The organism is Alkaliflexus imshenetskii DSM 15055 (genome assembly GCF_000517065.1).
Taxonomy (GTDB): Bacteria; Bacteroidota; Bacteroidia; order Bacteroidales; family Marinilabiliaceae; genus Alkaliflexus; species Alkaliflexus imshenetskii.
The window spans coordinates 1,224,405-1,249,220 of record NZ_KI912105.1 but is presented as its reverse complement, the minus strand read 5'-3'; the positions used below and the strand labels follow the sequence as shown (position 1 = coordinate 1,249,220).

At 41.8% G+C, this 24,816-nt stretch carries 12 protein-coding genes; 8 read left to right on the top strand and 4 right to left on the bottom strand.

Features of this window, described 5'->3' with window-relative positions; all coding sequences use genetic code 11:
* Positions 1–96 precede the first annotated feature (96 nt).
* Together ALKIM_RS0105070 and ALKIM_RS0105065 are read left to right on the top strand one after the other, a co-directional pair.
* Positions 97–675: an NAD(P)H-dependent oxidoreductase gene (locus ALKIM_RS0105070; RefSeq protein WP_026473688.1), complete on the top strand. Its 579-nt coding sequence runs from the start codon at positions 97–99 to the stop codon at positions 673–675.
* A 112-nt stretch (positions 676–787) separates the two neighbouring features.
* Positions 788–1,177 (top strand): HU family DNA-binding protein, encoded by a 390-nt coding sequence (locus ALKIM_RS0105065; RefSeq protein ID WP_026473687.1) that lies wholly within the window; start codon positions 788–790, stop codon positions 1,175–1,177.
* Between the two features lie 86 nt (positions 1,178–1,263).
* Here the strand turns inward: ALKIM_RS0105065 and ALKIM_RS20240 are convergent, their stop codons facing one another.
* From ALKIM_RS20240 to ALKIM_RS17710, 3 genes are read right to left on the bottom strand one after another with little or no spacing between them, the layout of a single operon-like run.
* Positions 1,264–2,787, bottom strand: coding sequence for a TonB family protein (locus tag ALKIM_RS20240; protein WP_026473686.1), 1,524 nt, complete (start codon positions 2,785–2,787; stop codon positions 1,264–1,266).
* A gap of 17 nt (positions 2,788–2,804) precedes the next feature.
* Positions 2,805–3,191: a BlaI/MecI/CopY family transcriptional regulator gene (locus ALKIM_RS0105055; protein WP_026473685.1), complete on the bottom strand. Its 387-nt coding sequence runs from the start codon at positions 3,189–3,191 to the stop codon at positions 2,805–2,807.
* An 11-nt stretch (positions 3,192–3,202) separates the two neighbouring features.
* Positions 3,203–4,945, bottom strand: a complete 1,743-nt coding sequence (locus tag ALKIM_RS17710; protein WP_044117759.1) for a M56 family metallopeptidase — start codon at positions 4,943–4,945, stop codon at positions 3,203–3,205.
* Between the two features lie 341 nt (positions 4,946–5,286).
* Here ALKIM_RS17710 and ALKIM_RS0105045 point away from each other — a divergent pair, with 341 nt between their 5' ends.
* The 5 genes from ALKIM_RS0105045 to ALKIM_RS0105025 all read left to right on the top strand — a co-directional run bounded on the left by ALKIM_RS0105045 (position 5,287) and on the right by ALKIM_RS0105025 (position 22,961).
* Positions 5,287–6,186 (top strand): hypothetical protein, encoded by a 900-nt coding sequence (locus tag ALKIM_RS0105045; protein ID WP_026473684.1) that lies wholly within the window; start codon positions 5,287–5,289, stop codon positions 6,184–6,186.
* A gap of 31 nt (positions 6,187–6,217) precedes the next feature.
* A complete protein-coding gene (locus ALKIM_RS0105040; protein WP_026473683.1) occupies positions 6,218–10,726 on the top strand; it encodes a hypothetical protein in 4,509 nt (1,502 codons plus the stop codon).
* A gap of 66 nt (positions 10,727–10,792) precedes the next feature.
* Positions 10,793–18,925 carry a T9SS type A sorting domain-containing protein gene (locus ALKIM_RS0105035; RefSeq protein ID WP_026473682.1) on the top strand — a complete coding sequence of 2,711 codons (8,133 nt, stop codon included), beginning with the start codon at positions 10,793–10,795 and terminating at the stop codon, positions 18,923–18,925.
* Positions 18,926–18,933: 8 nt separating this feature from the next.
* Positions 18,934–22,539 (top strand): hypothetical protein, encoded by a 3,606-nt coding sequence (locus tag ALKIM_RS0105030; protein WP_026473681.1) that lies wholly within the window; start codon positions 18,934–18,936, stop codon positions 22,537–22,539.
* Positions 22,540–22,619: 80 nt separating this feature from the next.
* Positions 22,620–22,961, top strand: a complete 342-nt coding sequence (locus ALKIM_RS0105025; protein WP_157363787.1) for a hypothetical protein — start codon at positions 22,620–22,622, stop codon at positions 22,959–22,961.
* On the opposite strand, the gene ALKIM_RS0105020 is transcribed toward ALKIM_RS0105025, so the two are convergent.
* Positions 22,962–23,297, bottom strand: a complete 336-nt coding sequence (locus ALKIM_RS0105020) for a helix-turn-helix domain-containing protein (RefSeq protein ID WP_026473679.1) — start codon at positions 23,295–23,297, stop codon at positions 22,962–22,964.
* 165 nt (positions 23,298–23,462) lie between these two features.
* Between ALKIM_RS0105020 and ALKIM_RS19155 the strand changes: the two genes are divergently transcribed.
* On the top strand, positions 23,463–24,816 hold a 1,354-nt coding region (locus ALKIM_RS19155), incomplete at its 3' end, for a CHC2 zinc finger domain-containing protein (RefSeq protein ID WP_052345415.1).

Genomic DNA, 24,816 nt, shown 5'->3' with positions numbered 1-24,816 from the left:
TCTTATTATCTATTTAATTTTGTCTATCAGTCTTAATATCTAATATCTTAAAATCTTCAAGACGCATTTCAGTAACATAGCTAAAAATATATACTAATGAAGCGAATCCTTATCATTAACGGACATCCCGATAAAAGCAGTTTTTGCAACGAATTGGCGTTGGCTTATAAAAGAGGTGCGGATAAGTCATCGGCCAATTGCATATTGGTAAATCTGGCTGATCTGGAGTTTGACCCGATTTTGCGATTTGGTTACAGACAGCGCACTGAACTTGAACCGGATTTGATAAAGTTGCAAAATGCGATAACCGAATCAGACCATCTTGTATTTGTATATCCAAACTGGTGGGGTACTTACCCGGCCTTGTTAAAAGGTTTTATCGATAGAGTGTTTCTGCCCAAATTTGCTTTTAAGTATCGCGAAAACTCCTTGCTCTGGGATAAACTGCTTACAGGGAAATCTGCCAGGTTAATTGTGACGATGGATACACCTAAATGGTACTATTCATTAATATTTAAAGCTCCTGGTCACCACTCCATGAAGAAAGGCGTTTTAGAGTTTTGTGGCATTAAGCCCGTTAAAATTACGGCGTTTGGCCCGCTGAAGTCATCAGGCAATGCCAAGCGAAACAAATGGATGACAGCGGTAGAGAAGTTGGGATTTGAGCAAAAGTAGCGCCTATTGTTAACAAGGTTGTGGTGTTAATCTACTTGCGCTACTTCTTTAAATTTTAACAGGCTCGGGTTTTAAGTGTCTGAGCCAGAATTTTAATACTATAAGCAAAAACATGACGCTGAAATATAAAGTTGTTTCTACCTACCAGCCAGGAAAAGGAAAAGATGGCGATCAGTTGTGGTTTCCAAAGCTTACCGGTTCAACAAGAATGGGCCAGAATGAAATTGCCAGGGAGATTCAGAGACGCACCACGGCCAGCCGTGCCGATGTGCAATTGGTTCTTACCGCATTGCTCGATTTAATGCCCGAATTGTTGCTCTCGGGCAATACTTTGCATCTAGATGGCTTTGGTACGTTTCGATTACATGCCAAGGTGCTGACGGAATCAACAGCCAGAGCAGTGACTTCAAAAAACATCAAAGCCCTGCGTCTGAGTTTTATTCCCGATAAGGGATTGAAGCAGAATCTGCAAAGCGCAAAATTTAGCCTGGTTAAGAAGTAGTGGATACTGCGTGCCGGATTGGAAAAGTTCCCATCCGACGGGTTTTGGACGCCGGATGGGAAAAGAGACTATTGGGCGGGAAGTTTTTATTGGGCGGATGAACCGAGCACAAAGTTGATTGGTACAGTGTACGATACTGCTACAGGAGAGCCCTCGTGCATACCCGGTTGCCAGGCTGGCATTTCATCTACTACGCGGTATGCCTCACTATCCAGCAAAGGATGGACGCCTCTTAGTATTTTTATTCCTTCGGTTTTGCCTTTTGTGTTGATTACAAACTGTACATAAACTCGCCCGCTTATGTTTTGGGCCATGGCTTCTTCGGGATATTTGAGACTGGTAGCCAGATGATTTCTTAGTGCCTCATCGCCACCCGGAAACTCAGGCATCTGTTGAACCAGCATAAAAATCTCATCACCATCCTTGGTGCGTTGGTCTATCCAATTCATCTTACTTTGCTGCTCTTCGGTCAAATTGGTTACGAAGTCTTTGTAGATATTGGCGAAGTCGCCATTTTTTGTGGTGACTTCAATAACGCCATTGCGTCCCAGTACGCCATATTTTTGCAGCGCATCGTCACCTTTTAGAACGTTGATGGATTGGAGTAACTCTGGTTTAAGCAGGTCGTTTAATATGCTTTCCTGAATATCGTAAATCATATTGTCAACGTATACAATCATACCATCTTCTTTGGCAGGTATGTTTAGAGAGCTGGTTTTTGAAGCATTGCGGCTTCCGTAGTTTTCATCAAGTTTTGAACAGGCAAATAGTACGCCTATTATGGCCGGAATTGCCAAAAGTAATTTTGCCTTGTGAATCGGTTTTATTGAGATATGTGTCATCATTGTAAATCTTTTTTTGTTGAGTGAATAACTGAACATGTGCCCCAGCCTGATGGCTTCGCCACCAAGTAGCTGGTTAATGAGAACAGCTCTGTACACTGCCGGGTTATTGGTCCGTTTAAGCGCCATTGTGTCGGCCAGGTATTCATGGTTTTGCCTTATATAGTGGCCATAAAGCCATGCTACGGGGTTAAACCACTGCACAAGGCATACCATTTCGGAGAGCATAAGATCCAGCCAGTGATGCTGCCTGATGTGTTCGGCCTCGTGGTTCACAATCTCCCGGGTTTCGATGTCTGTAATTGAAGGATTGACAAACACGTAGGAGAAGAATGAGAACGGAGCCGGAAACAGATCGGTTTTAATCACTTTTAAATTCCCATCTACGTCGCTTTTGCTTTGCAGTATTATCAGAAATACTTTAATGGTCTGATAACTCAAACGAATGATAAATGTTATCAATCCGGCAATGAACAAAAGATTCAGTACATAGGTGTAACTGATGGATGATGTGACTGTATTGGATACAATGGATTGTGCAACAGGTAAATCAACTGCTACGGAGGCATGATTGATTGCGGTTTCAACAGTTTTAACCGGCAGATTGATGGAGACAAATGGCATTAACAACGAAGCCAACAGACCTGTATTCAGAAAAAGCCTGTTGAGCAGAAAATACCGTTCGTTGCGCAGAAAAATATGATAAACCAATGCAAAAGCACTAAGCCAAAGTGATGATTTTACCAGATAGAGGGTTAAAGCATCCATTGTGTTTGTTTTTAAGGTTATTTGTTGTTGCTTTCTTCATCTGATTTTCGGAGTTCCTTTCGCGTTTCCTCCAGAAGCTCTTCCAGTTCACTTATCGACAAATCTTTTTCCCTGGCAAAGAATGATGCCATTGCCGGAAAAGAGTTGTTGAAGTAGTTCTTAATGAGCCCAAATAACTGGCTCTTTGAGTAATCCTCTTTATCGACCAGCGGAAAGTACACGTGAACGTTCCCAAAGGTTTTGTGATCCACATACCCCTTTTTTTCAAGGATGCGGATAATGGTGGAGACGGTGTTTCGTGCAGGACGTGGCTCCGGGAACTGTTCGCGAACATCACGTACAGGCCCTTCTTTCAGTTGCCATAATATCTGCATTACTTGTTCTTCAGCTTTGGTCAGTTGCATGGCTCTATTTTCTATTGTAACACAAAATCGATGGGTAATGTGTATGACACATTCACGGGGATGTTTCTTTGTTTGCCGGGTTTCCAAGGTGGCATGGCACGTATTACACGTAGGGCTTCTTCGTCCAGACTGACATCCACGCCTCGAATGATGGAGGCATCTGAAATCAGTCCATTTTCTTTAATCACAAACTGCACATAAACTCTTCCCTCTATCTTGTTGTTCATGGCGGCGGCCGGATAAGTGATTGAGGTTGCAATATATCGCATTAACGCTTCATTGCCACCAGGAAACTCCGGCATCTCTTCCACAACAAAGAAAAGTGCTTTCTCTGCTGGTTTTTTGGTGACTATTTCAATCACACCGTTTTTGCCTTTGTCTCCATACTTTGCTATGGACTCATTGTTTTTGATTACGCTTATGTGGTCAATGTTGTCGGGCTTCAGTTTGTCAACCTCGGCTTTGGAGACTTCCATGCCATCCAGAATATAGAGGGGCAGTGCTTCAGTTTCAGCAGAGTTGTTGTGTCTTATTTCCACGACATCGCTTGTGGCGGCCGATGGATTCATCTCGCCATAGCCTACTACAACAACTCTGTCAAGCTCTTCAATCTTTTTTTTGAGCGTGATTTTCATTGTACTGTCGAATTCTGGTTTTACGGTTTCGGATGTCATTCCCATGAATGAAATCACGATTTGCCCCTCTTCGGGTACATTTGATAATATGAATGCTCCGTTTTCATCTGCAACTGTACCTAAAGTGGTTCCGCGAAGTATTATGCTGGCACCTTGCAAAGGGCTGCCATCCTCGTTGTAAACCAAACCTGAAACGGTCTTGCCATGTGTTTCGTTTGTTTCAACCTGAGGTGTTGCCTCTGCCTGATTATATACATAAATCGGCTTAGCAAAAGCATAAAATGTAATAATTATCATTGGTAAGATGAGAAGCGTTTTCATCTTCCTGATGGTGGGTGTTGGTTTATTTGTCATCATTGAAAATCGTTTTTTGTTAAGAGAATAGCTAAAGGAGTGTCCAATTCTGATAACCTCTGCTCCAAGCAGGTGGTTAAGAAGGACTGCCTTGTAAATGGCCGGATTTTCAGAAGTTTGAATTACTTTGCTGTCGGCCAGGTATTCGTGGTTTTGCCTTACGAAATGCCCATATACCCAAGCAAAAGGATTAAACCATTGCAGGATGCAAATTAGTTCAGATAGAACCAAATCTATCCAGTGAAACTGACGAATGTGTTCGGCTTCATGCTTTACTATTTCCCTTTTTGCATTGTCTGATGTTGAAGGATTGACAAACACATAGGAAAAGAAAGAGAATGGTGCCTTAATAGCATCGGTTGTTACCACTTTGATGTTTCCTTCCTGCCGGTATCCAGAGTGTTTTATAATTCTGAAAAATTTATGGCTTTGACTAAAAATACGACCCAGAAAAAACAAAGCGCCTGCCAGAAATGCCAGGGTGATTAATAGTTCCCAATTGGTGTGCGCAGTTGTTTCAACCGGAGATGCCTCTGTTAACGCTGTAATGGTGCCGATGGGTTGTTGTATAATGATTGCCGGAGCAATTTTCACCGTGTATGAAAACTTTATTAAAGGAAAAACTACCGATGCCAATGCGCCAATAATCAGAAAAATCCTGTTCAGGAGAAAATATCTTTCGTTGCGAAGAAACAGAAAATATGTCAGCGCAAAGCAGATCAGCCAACTCGAGGATTTTAGCAGATATTCGGGTAGAAATTCCATACAGCAATGGTTAGAGGGTGAATGGTTCAGTTGTTTTTGTCAATCCTTCAACACAAACTTATGACTAAATATTTAGTTGCGCAATAGGTTTGGTGAAAAAACGACTAAAAAGATAGTCAAAAAAATATTTGAGTAGTCATTTCTGGTTATTCTAAATGACTGTTTAAATGTTTCTCACTTGATGTATCTGGTCGATTATATTGGTGTTAAACCAGATTGTGATATTTGAAAGTCACGATTTTTTACCCGAGTTTTTTTGTGAATAGTGTTAAATTAATTCCCGAAGCGCTTGACTTTTAAAAAATGTTATTTTCTTTGCAAAAGTACCTTAACCTGACATCATGAAACCTTTTCTTCTATTAGCTCTATTCTTCATAGGGATACCGGCTTTCGGACAGATAGATAAATATCTGGAAGAGTTCCGATTAACCGGTCAAAGCAACTTAAAAAAGGAGAATGAACTGCTGGTTGATGCCCGAGCAGATCTTCCGCTTCTTTTACAGCCATTTCTTAAAGATTCCCTACGCAGCTTCCGCCAAAAGGCTTACTCATTTATCTACCGCAAGGGGTTGCAAGTTCCTGCATCCCAGAAATATTTATTTGTTTCAGCGCTCTTAAAGGGCTGTACCGATCCTGATGGGAGCGTGGTAGGACAAATTCTTATCTGGCTTCAATCGTTTGGTTCAGAAGCGTTTTCACCCGAGACTGTTGATATGTTTGAAAGTTACCTGTTAAATCGCAGGATGCCACATCGCAAAAGAATGATTATGCTCGCCGGGTATGTTGGAGCTGGTCGGGAATGGATGAGGAAACAGGTAATGCAAAATGACTTGCCTCCAGCTGAAAGATGGGCTGTACAATTGGCTTTGGCACGTATGGGAGATGATGCAAGTATCTTTGCATGTGCTGAAACACTAAGGTCAATGGTGTTGAATAATCAACTTGTTGAGTATGTTTTGCCAGATATTATATACACCCGCCAACGTGAGTTGCTGAATATTTGTGTTGAATACATTCAGAGCGACGAGATGGCATGCATATCAGCTGATCCCGATTATGAGACTGAGATGCTTTGCGGATATCGGGTTTTAGAACTTTTGGCTCCGGTAATCGTCGATTTTCCAATCAAAGTGAGTGCTATTGGAAGTCTGGATACTGATGATTATCACAAAGCCTTGCTCACAGCTCGTAGTTGGTTCTTAAACCATCCCAATTATAAGATTTATACCAACGCTTATTGACAAACCCAAATTGATTAACCCTGACCCATTCATGCTAACCTTTTTCAGATACCGCCGCCTGGCTTTATTTTTTGGGCTTCTCTTATGTTTTCCTGCCGTTGGGATATTTGCTGCTTCCGATGATTTGTTAACCCTTGTAGGTAAACATAAGCAATTAAATGAGAAAAAAGTTGAGGCTGCATTTGCTGCAATGGCAACAGTTCAAAACGCCGGTGCTTATATCAATTCATTTAGTGAATTAATTAGCGACCAGGTCCTTACTCTCCCGGTTGGAATTCGCAAAAATGGTTACGACTTAGTTTTGCGTGAACTATCCTATAATAATGCAACAGGAAAAAACCGTGTGCTGGCCTCTTGTGTATTTACTTTCAAGGAGGATGGAGCACGTATCGCTTTTGAAGGTTATGTGGATATTGAGGGACAGAAAGGATTAGGCACTTCTGGCTCATTGGAGTTGATTACACCTGTGCGAAGAGATATGGGTTCCAACCTCATACTTGTTATTAATCGCGGCACACGGGTTAATTTTGGTTGTGATGGCGTTGAATCCTTCTTTGCGAAAATGGATTTAGTCGTAAACTCCGATAAAATATTCCCCGTTGATGCCAACGGTAATCCTTCTGGGGGATGGTTAACTGCATCTCTTGAAAGCTACTTCGATGATTTCGATAATTTTTCTCTCAATTTTGAGTTTGGGCAATCATTTGCTTTTGAGGGACTGGAAGGTTTTGTGTTTAATCTAAAGGGAGCAACACTTGATCAAAGCGATGTGTTTACGCCTGCCACTGCCCGTTTCCCTGATGGATACTTTCCAAATGGAGATGTGGATGCCCGTAACTTGTGGAAGGGAGTGTCGATAACCAGTGCCACAGTCACACTTCCAGACTTTTTTTCTAAGCCGGGTGTGCAGATTGAAGAAGGTAAGACAACTGCATTGGCAGACCGCATTACATTGGGACTTGAGAATGTTGTTCTGGATCGCAATGGCTTTACAGGCAAAGCATTAGTTCAATCAGAAATATTTAGCAGTAGTTTACTTGAAAAGGATAGTTGGGGCATCTCTTTAAGTGGATTTTCGCTTGAGCTGTTAAAAAACAGTGTGGCAGGTTTAGGATTCAGTGGTGACATCAACATTCCGCCTTTCGGAAAAAACTCATTGCTTCCATATCGTGCTTTTTTTAACCTGGGAACTAATAGCTATGAGTTTGAGGTCGGTGTTCATGGGAAATTTGAGTTTTCAACATTGGGATGTACACTCGATTTAAATAAAAACTCTTATGTAGAGATAGAGGTGAAGAATGGGGGCATCTATCCTACAATAAATGCATGCGGTATTCTTTCTATTGATGCACCACTGGGTAAGGGAGAGGATTCAAAACGACTAAAAATTCCGGACATTCCGTTTGAAAATATGCGTATAAGCAGGGCTGCTCCATATTTTGAAATAGGGGTGGTAGGCCTTACCGGTAAACATACATCGCCCGATATTGCCGGATTTGAGTTATACATAGAAAACATTAATCCAATTAATAGTCAGAAAGGGGCAGGGCTTGCTTTTGAGGCAGGCGTAATATTGAGCGATGTTTTTGGAGGGAAAGTAGCCTTAGAATTATATGGTGATTATTCCAAATGGAAGTTCGATCGTGTGGATGTAGGGAAAGTAGAAGTGGATTACAAATCGTCTGCTTACAATGTAAAAGGATTGGTAGAGTTTAAAAGCGGGGATGAGGTTTATGGTAGTGGCTTTAGAGGCGATGTGAAATTTGAGATACTTGATGTTTTTACTTTTGATGCGGTGGGTGTCTTCGGCAAGAAAGATGATTACCGTTATTTTCTTACGGATGTGTATTTTGAAACTTCGCCAGAACGCGGTATCGTTCTGGCACCAGTGCCAATCTCTTTTTATGGTTTTGGGGGTGGACTATATAGAAAGATGCAGCAAACCAGTTCGTTGGATTCGTCGAGTGAGTTTGGTAAATCTCTGTCGGGCATTAATTATAAGCCCGATCGCTCTGTTGGAATGGGGTTTATGACTTCTACCAAATTTGGTATGTTGGCTGTTCCATCTGCATTTAATGCCAAAGTTACGTTTGAGATTCAGTTTAATCAGGATGGAGGGATGAACTTTGTGCAATTAAGGGGCGATGCTGCATTTATGGATAGTCCTGCCAAGTGGGGTAAAATGTCTGAGAGCATTAAATCGGCGGCAGGTAAATTGGAATCTGCCAGAGGTGAGTTAACGCCATCAACAAAGAGTGAGCTCGGCATTCCTGGGAATAAAACCGGTGGTTTTTTAACCGCTTCCATACTCATGGAGTACGATGTTGCACACAAAGTGTTTAATGCCGATTTAAACTCATACCTAAATGCCGGATTTATTAAGGGCATAGGGCCAGAAGGCCGCATGGGCTGGGCTTCGATTAGGGTAGCTAAGGACGAATGGTATGCGCATATAGGCACACCTAAGGATAGGTTGGGCATTGAGATAATGAAGCTAGCCCGAACCGAAGGGTATTTTATGCTAGGCGACAATATTCCGGAGCTTCCTCCACCTCCACAGAATGTTCTCCGTAATTTTAGTCGAGCAAAACAGGAGCGTTTAAACAGTAGGTCTGACTACGAAATAGCAGAGGGTAAAGGCATTGCCTTTGGCCAGTCGTTAAGCATAAAGTTTAATGCCGAGATGACTCCTTTTTATGCAAGAATGGGTGCCGGCTTGGGTGCTGAGTTTTTATTAAAGAATTATGGTGCAAGCGCATTCTGCGCCGGAAGTGAACCTCCTTTAGGAATAAACGGCTGGTATGCGCGGGCCCAAGCATGGGCATGGGTTGAGGCAGATATAGGTTTGCAGGCAAGAGTATTTGGTAGCCGACGAAGATTTAGTATCCTAGATATATCAGCTGCGGCACTGCTCGAAGGCGCAGGCCCCAACCCTCTTTATTTTGCCGGAACAGTTGGTGGTCGGTTTAGTGTGATGGGGGGATTAATTTCAGGCAGATGTGATTTTGGATTTGAGATAGGTGACGAATGCCGTATTGTAAGCGGAAGCCCGTTTGGAGATGACATTATTGCACAGCTGACACCCAACGCGGAGGAGTCAGATGTAAATGTGTTTGTTGCTCCTCAGGTGATATTTAGTATTCCGGTAGGTTTAGAGATGGAAGTGGAGGAAGATCAGGGTAAAAAGGCATGGTACAGAGTCACACTCGATGAGTTTCGGTTTTTTCATAAAGCTACAGGTAAAGAGGTTGAAGGCGCCCGCAAGTTCTCTGATGAAGGGCGGGTGTTGGTGTTTGATTCGCATGATATTCTCGAAAGTCAGTCTGATTATGTGGTTAGAGCCAAAGTAGGCTTTGAACGTCGGGTTACCGGCAATTGGAGCAAGGTGACAGGACATGATGGCAAGCCTGTATTTGAAGAGAAAGAAGTGACCTTTAAGAGTGGCAATCGACCTAAATTTATATTGCCTGAGCATATTAAATACAGTTATCCTATCAACCGACAGTATAACTTTTACACCAATGAATATGACAAAGGTTACCTGCTGCTAAGTAAAAATTATGACTATTTGTTTACCACCGATGCGCCTGAAGGTTTCAGACAGGAAATAAGGTTAACAGACAGCAATGGTAATGCACAATCCACCACCTTCACATTTAGCACAAACGTTACTGGTGGTGATATCCAGATGGAGATTGATTACTCGCTTGCAGGGTTTAATTTCCGTAACAATGAAATTTATAGTCTGGCGTTGTTGAATGTTCCCAACTCCATTTCCGGATTAATAGATAATATCTCGACCAATATCACAAACATTAGCGGTTCCGACTCACTTTTTGTTCGAACTCAGCAAGCTGAGGGCTCTCTTTTATTGCTACAGGAGGAAGCATTATTCTCCATTCACTTTAGAAGCAGTTCCTATAAAACTTTTGCGGAGAAGATGGGAGGTGTGAAAAATTTTGATGGCGTGAGATGGCAGGTGTATCCCTATGTTTATCAGTTGATTTCAAACTTTAATGAGGCGGCGCAGCCTACTGAAATGTTTGATTTGTTTGAGCAAAATATGACCCAATCAGAGCAAAATTTAATTGAGATTATTCCCGATTATCAGAACACCCAATGGTATAACACTTATATCAAGGGCTTCCTGTATGAAAATGAGATTTTAAACTCTGTTTTGCAGTTGGAGAATTTGAGTCCTCCAACACAAGAGGGGGTAGTAGTATTGGGTTTGCATTCCAGCGAGGTTTTATTGACTGATAATGCCATACAAACAGGTGGCAGAGTTACAATGTCTCGTTTGGGTGCTATAAATTATAACGTGGCATGGTATGTTGATAGTGATTTCTTGACCATACGAAATTTGCTTATAAGGCATTTCTTGGTATCAGGTTCTGCAAATAGCGCTCTGGTAGATATTTTAAAAGCCAATCACGTTCCGACTTTGGGTAATGGAGCGTATGCTCTGAAATTTTATTATCGTTTACCGGGGAAAGCAATCCGAACGTCCAATGTAAGCCGGGTAGTTGATATTAGATGAGTTATATCGTTCGTTGCGTTTTATAATGTGTGAGAATTACAGATGTAAGTTCAAAAAAATAGAACAATGAAGATTACAGTCACCCTTTTAATAATTGCACTTTGTTGGCCTAACCTATTTGCACAAGCTTCAATAGAAGGGGATAACAACTTACGTTATTGTATAGGTGTTAAAGGGCGGTTTATTTCATCAAGCGAATGCAATAGAGGTAAAAAGCCTGCATTTAAAGAGCTGGATATTAGGTTGATGGATGGTTTGGTTGAAAAAGGTGAAATAAAGGGTGTAACCATAAGCCAATTGAGATCGGGAGTCTTTTTTAACCATGTATTAAAAGGAACAGGAGCCTTGGGAAGAGAGTTTAACTTGGCGATAAATAATGGTATAGATATAAAACTTCATTATGACCTACATGTAACCGACATATTAAATGACACACATATATATGGAGATTTTTTTGATAATGAGAGTAAGCCTAATCGCCTTGTTGGCTTAAATGAATCGCAACGCTTTGGTGCAAGCGACCCATGTTCCAATTGGATTAATTTTGGTAATCATGAGTCGTATGATATCTTTTTTGACGTGATTGTTGATGATCCAGTTCATATCGGTTTTGCTAACAATGCCGAAGGAAATAATGCATTACGTCTCCCCTCAGAATCGGGACAATTGATTATTTCAGTAGGGAGTTTTTATCAGAATGCAAAAGGCTCACCTGTATTACAGGTTGCGATTAGTGATGATACATTAGAACCTAAATGGATTGATTTACCTCATATAAGAATCCTACCTAATTCAGAGATTAAACTGTACTTTTCCCAAATTGCAGGAAAGAAAAACTCAACGCTTTATAAGGAGTTAATAGGAAAGAATTTGAAGTTCAGGGTTAAGAAAACCCTTATGAACAATGAGTTGAGCTATGGCATGGGGACTGGTGACGCCCGCTTTGATCCTCCAGGTCCACAGTTTTACATTTCTGATGTGACGCGAACTGCCTGTGAAGTAACGGATGGACGAACCCAAGCAAATATCTTTGTTCATCTCCCCGATGTTACTGATGCCTGGTATATGGAGGATTCCGATGAACAGTTTGTCTGGAAATATAAGCTATTAGTTTCGGGTAATCTGGTAAGTTCAGGAAATTGCTCCATGGAGCTGTATGAAAACAGTGAGTTAAACTCAGGAGGGTTGGTTTATAGGTTGATTCCATTTACAAATGGTGAGTTAGATGATCCTTTTAAGGAAGTAACCGAGGAGTCAACATTTTATTTGCAGTTATCAAGTCCAAATGAATCAGAAGTTTTTTGCACCCGTGAGTTTAAAGTTTCGGGTAAACCCGGATCGATTGAAGTTTCGCAGGAGGATGCGAAAAATCTAATTGGCGAAAGCAGTTATCATCTGCTTAGCATGACTAATCCTTACGCCATTTTAAATATTGTAGATGACTATGAGTATGCAAATTTGCGCAAGCCTTATGTGATAACCAAAAATGGGATTGTTGTTCAGCAAGTTCCCGTTAATGTTCCGCCTTTATTTACCCAACTCAGTGATGCTGAAAAGGCCGAAGTAGAAAGTGTGTTTGAAGCGGAGTATCAAAATTTGCTTTGTCAACAGAATAGAGATTGTGCGTTTGGGCGCTATTTTGAGACACGCTTTAATATTTGGAAATCGCAGAGACAAACCCCTTATAAATATACTGGTAACTATGTACAACCTACGAATGTGTATCTGCCTCCCAACGGTTTTAACCAGAGTAATAAACATCTGGTTTCACCAAATAAACAGTATCTTTTTTTCTTTGATCCTCAAAATCTGAATAATCGAGAGAGAGGTGTGTTGACGTATCCAGAAGGTGTAAAAGTTGAATTTGGTTGGGATTCAAATCTTTATCACAACAATGTTCTTTATTCAGCTGATGATGATGGGAGCCTTTATTATTTTATCAGTAGCACACGGACACAAATTGCATTTTACAATGTTAAGTTTTCATTGGTAGTATATGGTTGTAGTTCAAATGTTCTGATTACTCGAGAACCGAACCTAAGTTCTGATTCTGACCCATTCTATTGGACTACCATTGGTTCAAATGGTGAAATTACAAAGAAGAAGATTGCCGACTCTGGCAAGAATATCAGGGTGTCAAATGATGGACAACTCTGTTTTTTTACCTCAAATGATGGCTTTGTTCTCTATATGTATGATGGCGTAAGTGTCAGAGTTATTAGTAACTCATTGCAAATAACCAGCATTGAGGGAATAGATGTAGCTAATAGGCTGTGTATTATTAAAAGCAACAATGTGTTGTATTCCATGATTTATGACTTTGACCACTACTATAACGATTTCTTCACTCTCAATTATTTTAAAGAGTGGGAAGAGCAGTTCAGAAGTAATTATTGGAATAAATGGATACAAAACAGATTCGGTTACAGGTTGTATGGTGTGACGCCGAATATAACTGAGCATTACGAATTAATAGATAAGGACAATTGCAGTGTTCCCTTTAAAGTTGAAGTGCGTATTCCTCCTCAACCAAACCTGACACATGTTATAACTAAACAGCCATCCTCATTTTGTTTGAATGATGGAGAAGCCAAAATAATCTATCAGGGAGGAGGCCACCCTGTGTATCATTACGAAGACCAAATTTTAGAGAAATTTGGTGATGAGATAACAATAAGTGGCCTTGGTTATGGGGTTGTGAAACTTGTTAGTTTGATAAATGAACATGGCGAAGTAGCTGCTGAATACCCAATTAATTTGTTAAATCCCGGAAGTGTTGAGCTTGAAGTAAAAAATGTGACATGCGTGGTTGGTGATGTTTCAAACGGACGAGTATCTATTGCCTTGAATGGCTTTGCCCTAGAAGAAAATGCCATGGTTATAGTTAAACTAATGCATGTTGAAACAAGAAATGTGTATAAGAAAGAGAGTTTTTTTGCCGATGGGCTTTGGAATTGCATTGATGAGTTGACTGCTGGGTTATATGATGTTCAGGTTTATATTGATGGTTGTTGCGTTTTCACAGACACGATACCGGTTTTGAATAAGGCTTTTTCGGTGACTTGCGCTCCGGAGCATGCAACTACTTTCGGTGGCACAGGCACACTGAAGGTTGATTTTAGTAATCAAACAGGACTGGTTACTTGGTTAGGTAATGACAATTTGCCCAACAACTGGGATAATGGCGAAGTTGGGGTGCCCCAGGGTAATTATAGCTTTGTTGCATTGCATACGGATGTGTATGATCAAACATGTAGGTTTTCATTGCCAGAGATTGTTGTAGGTGGGCCAAAGGTCAACGCGTCAATTGATTTACTTGTTGAACAAGATAAGGATGGCGCTACTGTGCTATTAAATGGTACAATTACCCAATTGAATGGTTTAGCCAATTCTGAGCCCAAGGTGAGAATATATAAGGATGCTGCGGTTTTATTTGAGAAATCAATCGAGCTAGAAAATGAAATATATGGATTCGAAAAACAGGCTTTATCTCTGGATGGGGTTTACCGGTTTGCGTTTTCATGTGATAATGGCGAAGTGGATTTGGCCACATTCACATTGCCTATCCCTTTATTAACATTTACATTAACCCCTAATTCAGTTAATTGCCCGGGAGATTTGTTTGTGTTGAATTTTAGCGATTTGGGAGGAGGGTTTTCCGACGGCTCATATCTGTTAAGTGATAATGGTGTTGACTTCTTAAATAAAGCTTCCTGGTCTTTTTCGGAGTCCATAGGAGAAGTCTTAATTCAAAACACAGTTGTTGAGGATACTCCTGTTTTAGATTGTGAAGTAACGTTTTCAAAAGTGCTGGTTCGTAAAGTTTTAGAAGAGTTTGTTGCCCCTACCCCCGTACGGGCAGGTCTGTCAGTTAATAATGTTACTTGTAATGGCAAAAACAACGGTGTAATTTCTATTAAAGATTTGGAGGGCGGAAGTGGTACCTATCAGTGGAAGTACGGAAATAACAATTCATGGTTGAATCCATCAGAATCTGCAAAAAAAATATCTCCCGGTAGTTACGACATCTATTTAAAGGATAGTAAGAACAGTTGTCAGGAGGTGAACATTGGGGTTGCCATAATTACAGAACCGCATTTGCTTAAGATTGATGATGTGAATGTAACTGACCCTATTTGTGCAGTTGGTTTAGGGGCTGCTACAATTTATGTGTCGGGCGGAAACAATGCTTATCGCTATAAAATAATGAAGGGTAATGTGTTGGTGATGGAATTCCCTAATGAGTCAGATGAATTTTCAGATTTGCCCCACTTCACATTCCAAAATTTAAGTGCAGGTGATTACACTGTATCTGTCTCTGATGTTGGTGAGTGTATAATTGATGATTCGTTTACGGTTGCGCAGTATCAAAACCCGAAAATTGATAGCTATACGTTTGCAGATGTGAGTTGCAATGGTCTGACAGATGGATATATCGAAATTAAGAATGTTTCGGGTAGTGATAATGTCTTCCAACTGTTTATGTCTGAAGGAAGTTTAGAGCTCGAGGAAGTAAATCTCAGTGCTGATTCTAAGGTGAAAAATTTGGCCCCCGGGAGCTACACCATGTTGCTGAAAGATACAAAAAATTGTGAATCTGAACCGTTAATGGTGACCATAGGTCAGCCTGAACAGCTTGGTCTTGAGGTGAGAGCAATCGTACCTGAAATCGTGTTTGGCAACGGCGACGGGTTGATAAGAGCCAGGACGGTAGGTGGCAAGCTGAAAGGTTCAATGAAGATAAAAACAAAACGACTGCTTGGCGAGGATGAGTCAGAGATGCTTCCTGTAAGGGATGTGGCGGCAGGACATCAATTTGAACTAGCCGGTTTATCCGGAGGGCTCTATGAAATAGAGGTTACAGACAGCAATGGGTGTGTGTTTACCAGCGAAAAAATAGAGGTGCCAGCGCCACCATCACCTCTCCAGATTGAGATAGTGTCAGTAAAAGATGCGCTGTGCAATGCCAGGTTAGGTAGCTTTCAGATAAAAGGCAGCGGGGGCTGGGGCGATTACACCTATCGATTGGCTACACATACGGGCACAACTTCAATCTCCAATTATGAGGAGCTAAGTGCGGGTTCTTATAAAGTTTTTGTGCAGGATAAGTTGGGCGCTTCTGTATCAACATTGATTGAAATAGGTGAGCCGGGTAAACTTGAGGTTAAAGCCACTGACCACATCGATCCAACTTGTGGCAATAATGGTACCTTAAAACTGGAAGTGTCCGGAGGTGCCGAACCGTATAAAGTAAGCATCGATAACTGGCTTTCAAGTAAAATCCTCGACCTGCCAGGACTCGTTGAATTTGAGGGCAAAGCAGCAGGTGGTTATAGTGTTAAAGTGGAAGACAAAAACGGGTGTGAGGCTTTGGCCATTACCGACTTATCTGCATCGAGTCTGTTGAAGATAGATAGGTTTGTGACACAATCGCCTTCGGCCGAAGGAGCCGAGGATGGACTGATAGCAGTCATTGTGAGTGGAGGTGGCACCCAACTTACTTATGAATGGCGAAACATTACTCAAAATGGGGCGTTGCTCAGTTTAAATCAAAAGGAGGTATCTGGAATAGGTTCAGGGTATTATGAAGTGTTGGTAAGCCAGACTGAGGGTTGTGCAGTTTCTGACAGAATATATTTGCCCTCAGTTTCTGATGGATTGCTTGAAATAAAAGAGTTGGGGCATGAAACGCGCTTTGAAGCTGCCGATGGGTATGCTGTGTTGGTTTCAAGCTTAGAGAATATTACATCGATAGAGATATATTACCCGGGAAATAGGGTGGATGTATTAACGGACGATGATTTACCGGTTGAACAGGGCGAGATAAGTCTTGTAAACTTGCCCTCAGGCAGCTATTTGGTTAAGGCATTTGGAGAGAATGAAGTCGAAATATCTGTATTTAATATTGTACCATACAAACCTTTCGTTTTTCAAAATGTAGAGGTTAATAATGTGAGCAAGCCTGGTGAAGACGATGGTTCAGTAATGGTTTTTATCACAGGCGGGGCACCCGGTTTTTCTTATAATTGGTATGACGCTTCAGGGCTGCTTCTCGATGTGTTATTTGAGTCGTTTGGTAATTTAGCCAAGGCGCATGGTTTGACAGCTGGAAGCTACAGAGTGGATGTTACCGATGTGTATGAGAATACCATTTCGTATGATTTCGTGGTTCTTCAACCTGATCAGGAACTTCAGATTACTGTGTCCCGATTTCAGAATCAGAGCTGTGAAGGATTTGAAGATGCATGGGTGCAGGTGGGCGCTGCTGGTGGATGGAACAATTATCAATACAAACACGAAGCATCAGGTACTTTTCAAAACTATTTCAGATGGAATGATTTGCCAGTAGGAGAGCATACTTTTTTTGTGATTGACCAGAAAGGCGTTGAGAGCAGTGTGTCGATAACCATCACCCAGCCGGATGTTTTGAGTGCAATAATTGAGCGTATTGATGGCGTTCAATGTTTTGGTGAGTCCAATGGCAGAGTCTTTTTCGACATCAACGGGGGAACCGCACCTTACAAGTATGCCATGGTTAGTTCTCAACCTTTATGGCAGAATAAAACCGAGGTTTTTGATACAGATGATGATGAGCGGATTTTTTACTTTGATGATGGATTGTCAGCAGGAACGCTTTTATACCAATTTACCGATGCCAACAACTGCCCTTTCGAGGGAAGTGTGACAGTTGTTGTTCCTCATCCAGAGGTTCTAAGTTTAAGCGATGCCGATGTGGCACATACAACCTGCAATCTGGACAACGGAAGAGTTGCTGTAGAGATTTCCGGAGGTACCATGCCTTACCGTTTTCAATGGAGCAATGCTGCCGGTGCAACCGTGGGCAGTGATTTTTTTGTAGAAAATCTTAAGCAGAATGGATTTTATCGGTTGAATGTCTGGGATAAGCACAATTGTCACCTCAATACTGAGTTTTTTATTAATCCATCTACACTTCCGGAAATCTCGGGTCTGGAAACCAGTCCCGTATTATGTTATGGCGACAGCAACGGTTCCGCAACTGTTAAGGAGGTGACTGCCGCAGTGCCATACGCACCGTATGAATTGCATTGGTCCAATAACGCTACCGGTTTCTCAACCGATGGGCTCAAAGCAGGCCGCTATTTTGTAACTGTAAGGGATGCCAACCAGTGTGAAACAACCAGATATTTTAACATTGCCACACCAGACACCCTTGGGTTGTCGGTTTTAAAACTTAAAGATGCGCACTGTTATGGGTATAGCGATGGCGAAATAGAGGTGTTGCCTTTTGGCGGTGTGGGAGGGTACAATATCAGATGGAGTAATGGTGATACCGGGCCCGTGGCGTTAAACCTAAGCAAAGGTTCATATCGTTTGTCATATACCGATGCCAACAACTGTTTGTTTGAAGCCTCCTTTATGATTGATGAACCGCCCATGGAGACTGTAAAGGTTGGTGATGACTTTACAATGTGTCCGGGTAATTCAATCGAAATTGATGGGCAAAACTTTGTGGCACACCAATGGACGAAGGATGATAAATTGCTGTCGACAGAGCGCTATCTTACTGTTTCAGACGAGGGTTATTACAATTTAAGGGTGACAAATGCCGTTGGATGTTTTGCCTATGATACCATCCGTGTTTCCATTGGCAATGATGCTTTAAAAGCTGATTTTTTGATGGCATCTCAAGCATTTGTTGGCGATACGATAATGATTTTTGAACTCTCAAATTTACCCCTCGACCATCTTACCTGGGAGTTCTCCACTCATGGCTTTTCTGATCATACTCCTGTGGATGCTCAGAATTATATTCTTCATTTGAAAGCACTCAACCAAGGCATGTACAATGTGGTTTTGAATGCTTTTTCCGGTGGTTGTTTCTCAAAAAAAGTGAAGCAGGTTGAAGTTAAATCGGAACGGTTGTCAGATGAAGAAGAAAACGCCCTTGGTTACAAAGATCCGCTCATCAAGTCATTTGTTGTGTCACCAAATCCCAACGACGGTCGCTTCATGGTACATATAGAGCTTAAGGAAGAATCATCGATACAGCTATCAGTATTCAGTATAAGCCGCGGTGTTAAGTTGGAAGAACGTACCAGAACGGGGTTCAATTTCTACTCCGAAACTTTTACGCTTGCCAATGTAAACACAGGAGTTTATGTGGTGATACTGAATGCCGGGAACGAGAGGCGACAAGTTAAAATTATAATTGAATAAAACCCGAAATGCGCAAAACCCTACCCATACTATTTTTTTTGCTGCAGTGGTGCATTGTTTCGTTGTGGTCGCAGGGCAATTACCCCATCTATGTTACCACATCTTTGCTGCCGCCATACTCATTAAACTTGAGCGACTACAGTGCTCAGGGCTCACAGCGGCTTATGGTCACCATTGTGGTGAAAGATTTGGATGTGACCAATTTGCCAGTTAAGCTTCGCATCAGAATGGAGACAGCAGGTGTTACCATCGAAACTTTACCAACCATTAATACCATCCCGATTTATTTAGATGGGGGAAGTGCCACCGTTCTGTTTGGAGAGGATTTTGTCGATTATTTCAATATCAATAACCTTCAGTTTAAGGGTTACAGCAAAGAATCCTATCGCCGAAGCGGGCTCCTGCCTGAAGGTTTCTATCGTTTTAGTGTTGAGGTGCTCCATTTTCAAACCAATCGCGTTATATCAAATACCAGTACGGCCACGGCATGGATGGCTGTTGGTAAGCCTCCTGTGCTGCGCTCACCAGACAATGGTGTCGAGTTGGGGCAGTTTGTTGGAATGCCCATATCCTTTTCGTGGCTTGCCAGTAGTGTGGGCTCACCTGTTTCTGCCGGAAGTGTCCGCTATAAATTCGAGTTGTGGGAGGTGCGCGTACAAGGTGTTAACCCATATAATGTAGCGGCCTCAATGCCCGCCATTCATGAGCATTTAACCCATACAACACTTTACGCCTTTAACCCTGCATCAGTTATGATGGAAGAAGGGATGACTTACGCATGGCGGGTTACAGCTTTTGATGAGAGCGGCCGGATGCCATTTGAACAAAATGGGCAAAGTGAAGTGCGCACGTTTGTTTATAAATCAAAATGCGACAAGGTAAACCAAATACAAACCACCACAATCGGTCAAAAAGGTACGTTTGATTGGACTCCTGCTCAAAATCACACAGCTTACAACGTGGAAGTGCGTAATAAAGCCAACAACTGGTTTCTGGCGAGTCAGACTTTCGACAGTAAAGTGGAGTTTTATAACCTTGAGCCAGGGCATACCTATGAGTTGCGTACCCAGTCAGTTTGCAATGGCGACCCAAACACTACCAGCGATTTTTCGGATTGGGTTCAGCTTGTGATGCCTGAGCCAAAGCCTGCAATTATCAATGATGATTGTCCGGATTGTGTTTGCGACGACAACATCCCCAAAGTTGAAATTACCAATTTCGACCTGCGAACCAACCTGATTTCTGGCGATACGCTTTCAAATAAATCAGGAACCACGCGTTTTATCATTAAAAACGTGGAGCAGCAAGGAGCTGATACCTATAGGGGGGTATTCTATTTTTGGTCGGAGTTATGGAAAATTAAAATACCATGCGACTTCTGGGACTTACAGGTAAATACCGATAACGTGATTGTAAGTATGGAGTGTAAAAGCATCAATAATCCCGCATTTTTGTTAGATTTGGATGCACTATCTTCAACAGTGAATGAACTGCTCGATTATGGTGCAGTCATTTTTTCAGATGCTCAAATAGCCGACACGATACAGGTGGTGGCCAGTTTTGACAATATTCATGTTAGGGATGGTCAGTTGATTGCTATAACTTTAAATCCTGATGGAACGGTTGAGGAAACACCCCTCTGCATTACGGTTGAAGAGGCTAAGAAATGCTTAATCACCAACAGTAACGGCGATGAGTTGGTAATTACCTCCCGGGGCGAGGTGATGGGCGTAAAAGAGTATCAGCAAACGGGCGGTGGCAACAATCGTCTGATGAACAATTACAAGAAGGAGAAGGAGGCCAACTCCCTTTCAACAAGTGCCATGGTGAATTTCGTGGCACATCCTTTGCAGTCATTTGGGTTTGATAAATACACCGAACAGAAGCAAGCCATACAGCATTACTATCCGGCTTTGCACAATGGATACAGGCCGGCATTTAAGAGCGTGGGCAGTTTCCGAACCGATAGGGTAGGTGTTGACATAACAGAAGGACTTCATTTCCGCGACGAGATGGGCATTCCTTCCGTATTGGTCGATGGTGGCATGTCGGTAAACGGTGCCTACCATGGCAGCGAGAGAGCCTTATATGCCTATCGGCCAACGGCCGATGGCGAGGAAGAGATAGTGGGCAAGCTCAACGTAGTGAGCTTCGACGAAGAGCCAAGGCGCGTACACATCATTTCGGTGAACAATGCCCGGCTACCATCGGTAAATGAACTTGAAGCCCGGCTAAACAGTATATACCGTCAGGCCGTTTGCACCTGGACGGTTATTGTGCAAGACCCTGTAACGTTAACGTTTCCCGGTGGTAGAATGACACATGGAGGTTCCGGCACCGCATCAACCTATAACAGCGACCAGCGTGCCATAGCCACGGCCTTTGAAAGCAGCGGGCGACAAATGGAACCGGGCAGTCTGTACCTCTTCTTTGTGGAAGATGTAACCTTTAAAGACCGCAGTTTGGCGGGCTATATGCCCCTGCAACGGCAGGTAGGATTTATATATGGCAATCCCTCACTCGAGGTGGTGGCCCATGAACTGGCGCATGGCGCATTCATGATGCGGCACACCTTTAGCCCCAAAGCCTTTATCATTGGCGAAGGCCAAACCCAAAACCTCATGGACTACGCCGGCGGCACCGAACTCTGGAAACCTCAATGGGACTTGATTCATAACCCGGAGAAGATTTTGTTTTCGTGGGCGCAGGATGAGGAGGAGGGGGCTTTTTCTTTGTATGAGAGTTTTGTTACGATGGAGTTTGAAGATGTTTTTAGTCATTTTGAAGAAAATAAACGGCCGAAGCCATGGGAGTATGTATATCTTGATAAGACTATAAATCAGTGGGGGTTTTATATGGAAGAATTTGAAAGTTCTGCAGAGGATTATTTTAGCAGTATTGCTGTAAATTCAAAATATTTTACTGACCAAGAGGAGATTGATGTTTTTAGACAATATTATTACTATGACTTTTTATTCCGTTCATATACATCGTATCTAATTTCATTTGTCTTTAACTCAATTGAGATTAATAGGAAGGATGCAGATAGGTTGAAGAAAGTCTTTTATGTCAGAGCTCAAGAGTTAGAAGAAGTAAGTAAAACTGTTGTTAGCCAATACACAGATGTTTTATTGACGAAACAGAAGGAGGAGAGAATTTTAGCAGAACGGAAAAGAGAATACGATAGATTAAAGGCTTTTTATCAAATAGAGAAGGAAAATCAAGCATTAATAAGAAACTATAATAATGCTATGATTGGACTTACAACTGTGGGTGTTACTGTGTTAACAGGTGGTACAGGTACTGTTTTCTGGGTTACTTTAGTTGGTGGGGGAGTTTCTTTTGTGGGTAATACTGCTCAGATGTTTATTAGGTTGTCTGATAATTCACAGCTAAAGGGAAAATTAAAATATATACCCACCGATTATAATGATGTGGTTTTTTGTTCAATTACGTATTTTATAGGAGAATCTCAAGAGCTTCAGACAGCAAATGCTGTATTTGATGTAGTTGAAGGTGTAATATTTTTAAAATTGAATCCTGATATTGTTAGTGCAGCTAATGTTGTTATTCAGGGGGTTGAAGTATACCAAGATATTGAAATTTCGAAATGATGATATTTAAAAGTCGCTTGAAGTCGTTTGTAATCTATTCATTAGTAATATTTTGTTTCATTACGATAACAGGAATTCTGTTGGAGAATGAACTTGTTTTTATTGGATATGTTGGAAATGTTGTTTTTTGGGGAATTTCGTTAATTGAAAGCAATGATTTTTTTCTAGATGAAGAGAAGATTGTTGTCAAGAACCGCTTGAAGCCATATCCTTTTAGGCGTTTAATATATTATTCTAATATTGAATATGTCCAGATTGTAAACTTAAGAAAAACTCGACATCCTTATCAAAGGCTTGAGGTTCAGATAAGTGATGATAGATTATTGAAATATGCTTGTACTGGAATTAAGGCAGAAGAGTTAATGGAAATGAAAGATGAGTTTGAGAAGTATGATATCAAAGTGATAAATGTAATTGACTAACTACAGTCTCTCTAATTTAGTCGCTTTAATCATCGAATCGATAGCAAACAGGATATGTTCCTGTTTATCTTCAGGGAACGAAAGAATGTCCTTGAAGCGGCGTAACATATCCGGGTTTTTGAACATGTCGGCATTTTCATTTTCTCCTAAAAGATAACCAACCGTTGTATCAAGCAGTGTAGCCAGTTTTTTTGCTGCATCAATGCTTGGCGTCATCTCATCACGTTCGTAGCGAGAAATTACACTAACCGAAGTGTTAAGCTGTTTAGCCAAATCAGTTTGAGATAGTTTTTTCTCTTTTCTCAGTATTGCCAGTTTTTTACCGAAAGTCTCCATGTTATCGAACCTAAAGCGGTTTGTATTAACCTTGTTTTGTGCATTTTTTGTAAAAATACAACCCTTTTAAGAGAAAATAAAATATAAAAAAGATTTGCCCGTGTGATATGATTGGATTAAATTTGACCGAAAAAGGTTAATTAAATTTTAAAAGAATTTTTCACCATGCAAATCCCCGACATCAAACAACGACTACCCATAACCAAGGTTTTGTCCCATTACAACATCCAAATTGACAAAAACAACCACATCCGCTGCCCCTTCCACCAAGACGACAAACCAAGCTGTAAAATATACCCTGAAACCGGCACCTTCCATTGCTTTGGTTGTGGTGCCACCGGTGACCAGATAGAATTTATTGAGAAATACGAAAAGAGTAGCAAGCACGCAGCCTTGAAAAAAGCTACAGAACTATCCGGAGAAGAAACCAACGCTAAAGATGTAATGGGGATTGCATCCAAAGGAGCTGCCAAGGGGAAGGCAGAAGATTTTGCAGGGCTTTTTGCCCGGCAAATAGCAAGCCTTCCCCGCAGCCCCAAAGCGCTGGACTACCTTAAAGGCCGCGGCCTAAACCCCGAAATGGAAATCGGCTATAACAGCGGCCAGTACTGGAACAAACTCAAACAGTGCATCACCTTCCCATTGAAAGACCAGGCGGGCAATATCACAAGCCTCTACGGCCGCAGAATAACAGAAAGCAACGGCTATAACATAGAATACGGCCGCCATTACTACAGCGAAAACCGCAAAGGCCTTTATCCAAGCTATCCGCCACAAGACACCCATACATTAATCATTACCGAAGCCATCATCGATGCTGCCAGTCTTATCCAAATCGCAGAATTAAGAGACGCTTCGATATTGGCCGCCTACGGCACCAATGGCCTAAGCACAGAACACAAGAGGGCCATAACAGCATGGAGTAATCCTTTAGAAATAAACACAACAACAGAAAAAGAAATCATCTTCTTTTTTGATGGCGACCAAGCCGGCAAAGAAGGAGCCCTTAAATACGCCGAGGAACTGGCAGGGCAGGGCGTTAAAATCAGCATTGTTGCCACTCCCCAAGGCGAGGACGTCAACAGTCTTTGGATAAACTATGGAAAGGAAGCCATCCTGCAATTAATCGAAGAACGACAGCCGGCCGGCAGCACCAACCAACAACCTTTACCACCATCTTTTTCTTCAACTGAAGATTTTTCAATTGAAGAAAAAGGAAGCGTCCAGACAGGGCATCCGCCGAAAGTCGGACGCAGTGCCCTGTCTCAACAGTTAAATATCACCACCCTCAACAAGATAATTTACGAAACCCAATCCGCCCGCTACATAGTAAAAGGCAGCCTACCCAAGACCTTCGACCGCATGACCATCAGTCTGGACGTTCAGCATCTGGAAACCGCCATTAAATACCGCACAAGATTGGATTTGTACGAAGAAAAGCAAGTCAGAAAAGAAGTCCGGGAAGCCGCCGAAAAGCTGGATTTACGCAGCGATTTAGTAGAAAACGACCTATCGCAAC

Coding starts and splice junctions, on each gene's coding strand:
- ALKIM_RS17710 (WP_044117759.1), bottom strand. CDS start 4,945: ATGGAATTTCTACCCGAATATCTGCTAAAATCCTCGAGTTGGCTGATC.
- ALKIM_RS0105055 (WP_026473685.1), bottom strand. CDS start 3,191: ATGCAACTGACCAAAGCTGAAGAACAAGTAATGCAGATATTATGGCAA.
- ALKIM_RS20240 (WP_026473686.1), bottom strand. CDS start 2,787: ATGGATGCTTTAACCCTCTATCTGGTAAAATCATCACTTTGGCTTAGT.
- ALKIM_RS0105070 (WP_026473688.1), top strand. CDS start 97: ATGAAGCGAATCCTTATCATTAACGGACATCCCGATAAAAGCAGTTTT.
- ALKIM_RS0105030 (WP_026473681.1), top strand. CDS start 18,934: ATGCGCAAAACCCTACCCATACTATTTTTTTTGCTGCAGTGGTGCATT.
- ALKIM_RS0105045 (WP_026473684.1), top strand. CDS start 5,287: ATGAAACCTTTTCTTCTATTAGCTCTATTCTTCATAGGGATACCGGCT.
- ALKIM_RS0105065 (WP_026473687.1), top strand. CDS start 788: ATGACGCTGAAATATAAAGTTGTTTCTACCTACCAGCCAGGAAAAGGA.
- ALKIM_RS0105035 (WP_026473682.1), top strand. CDS start 10,793: ATGAAGATTACAGTCACCCTTTTAATAATTGCACTTTGTTGGCCTAAC.
- ALKIM_RS0105040 (WP_026473683.1), top strand. CDS start 6,218: ATGCTAACCTTTTTCAGATACCGCCGCCTGGCTTTATTTTTTGGGCTT.
- ALKIM_RS0105020 (WP_026473679.1), bottom strand. CDS start 23,297: ATGGAGACTTTCGGTAAAAAACTGGCAATACTGAGAAAAGAGAAAAAA.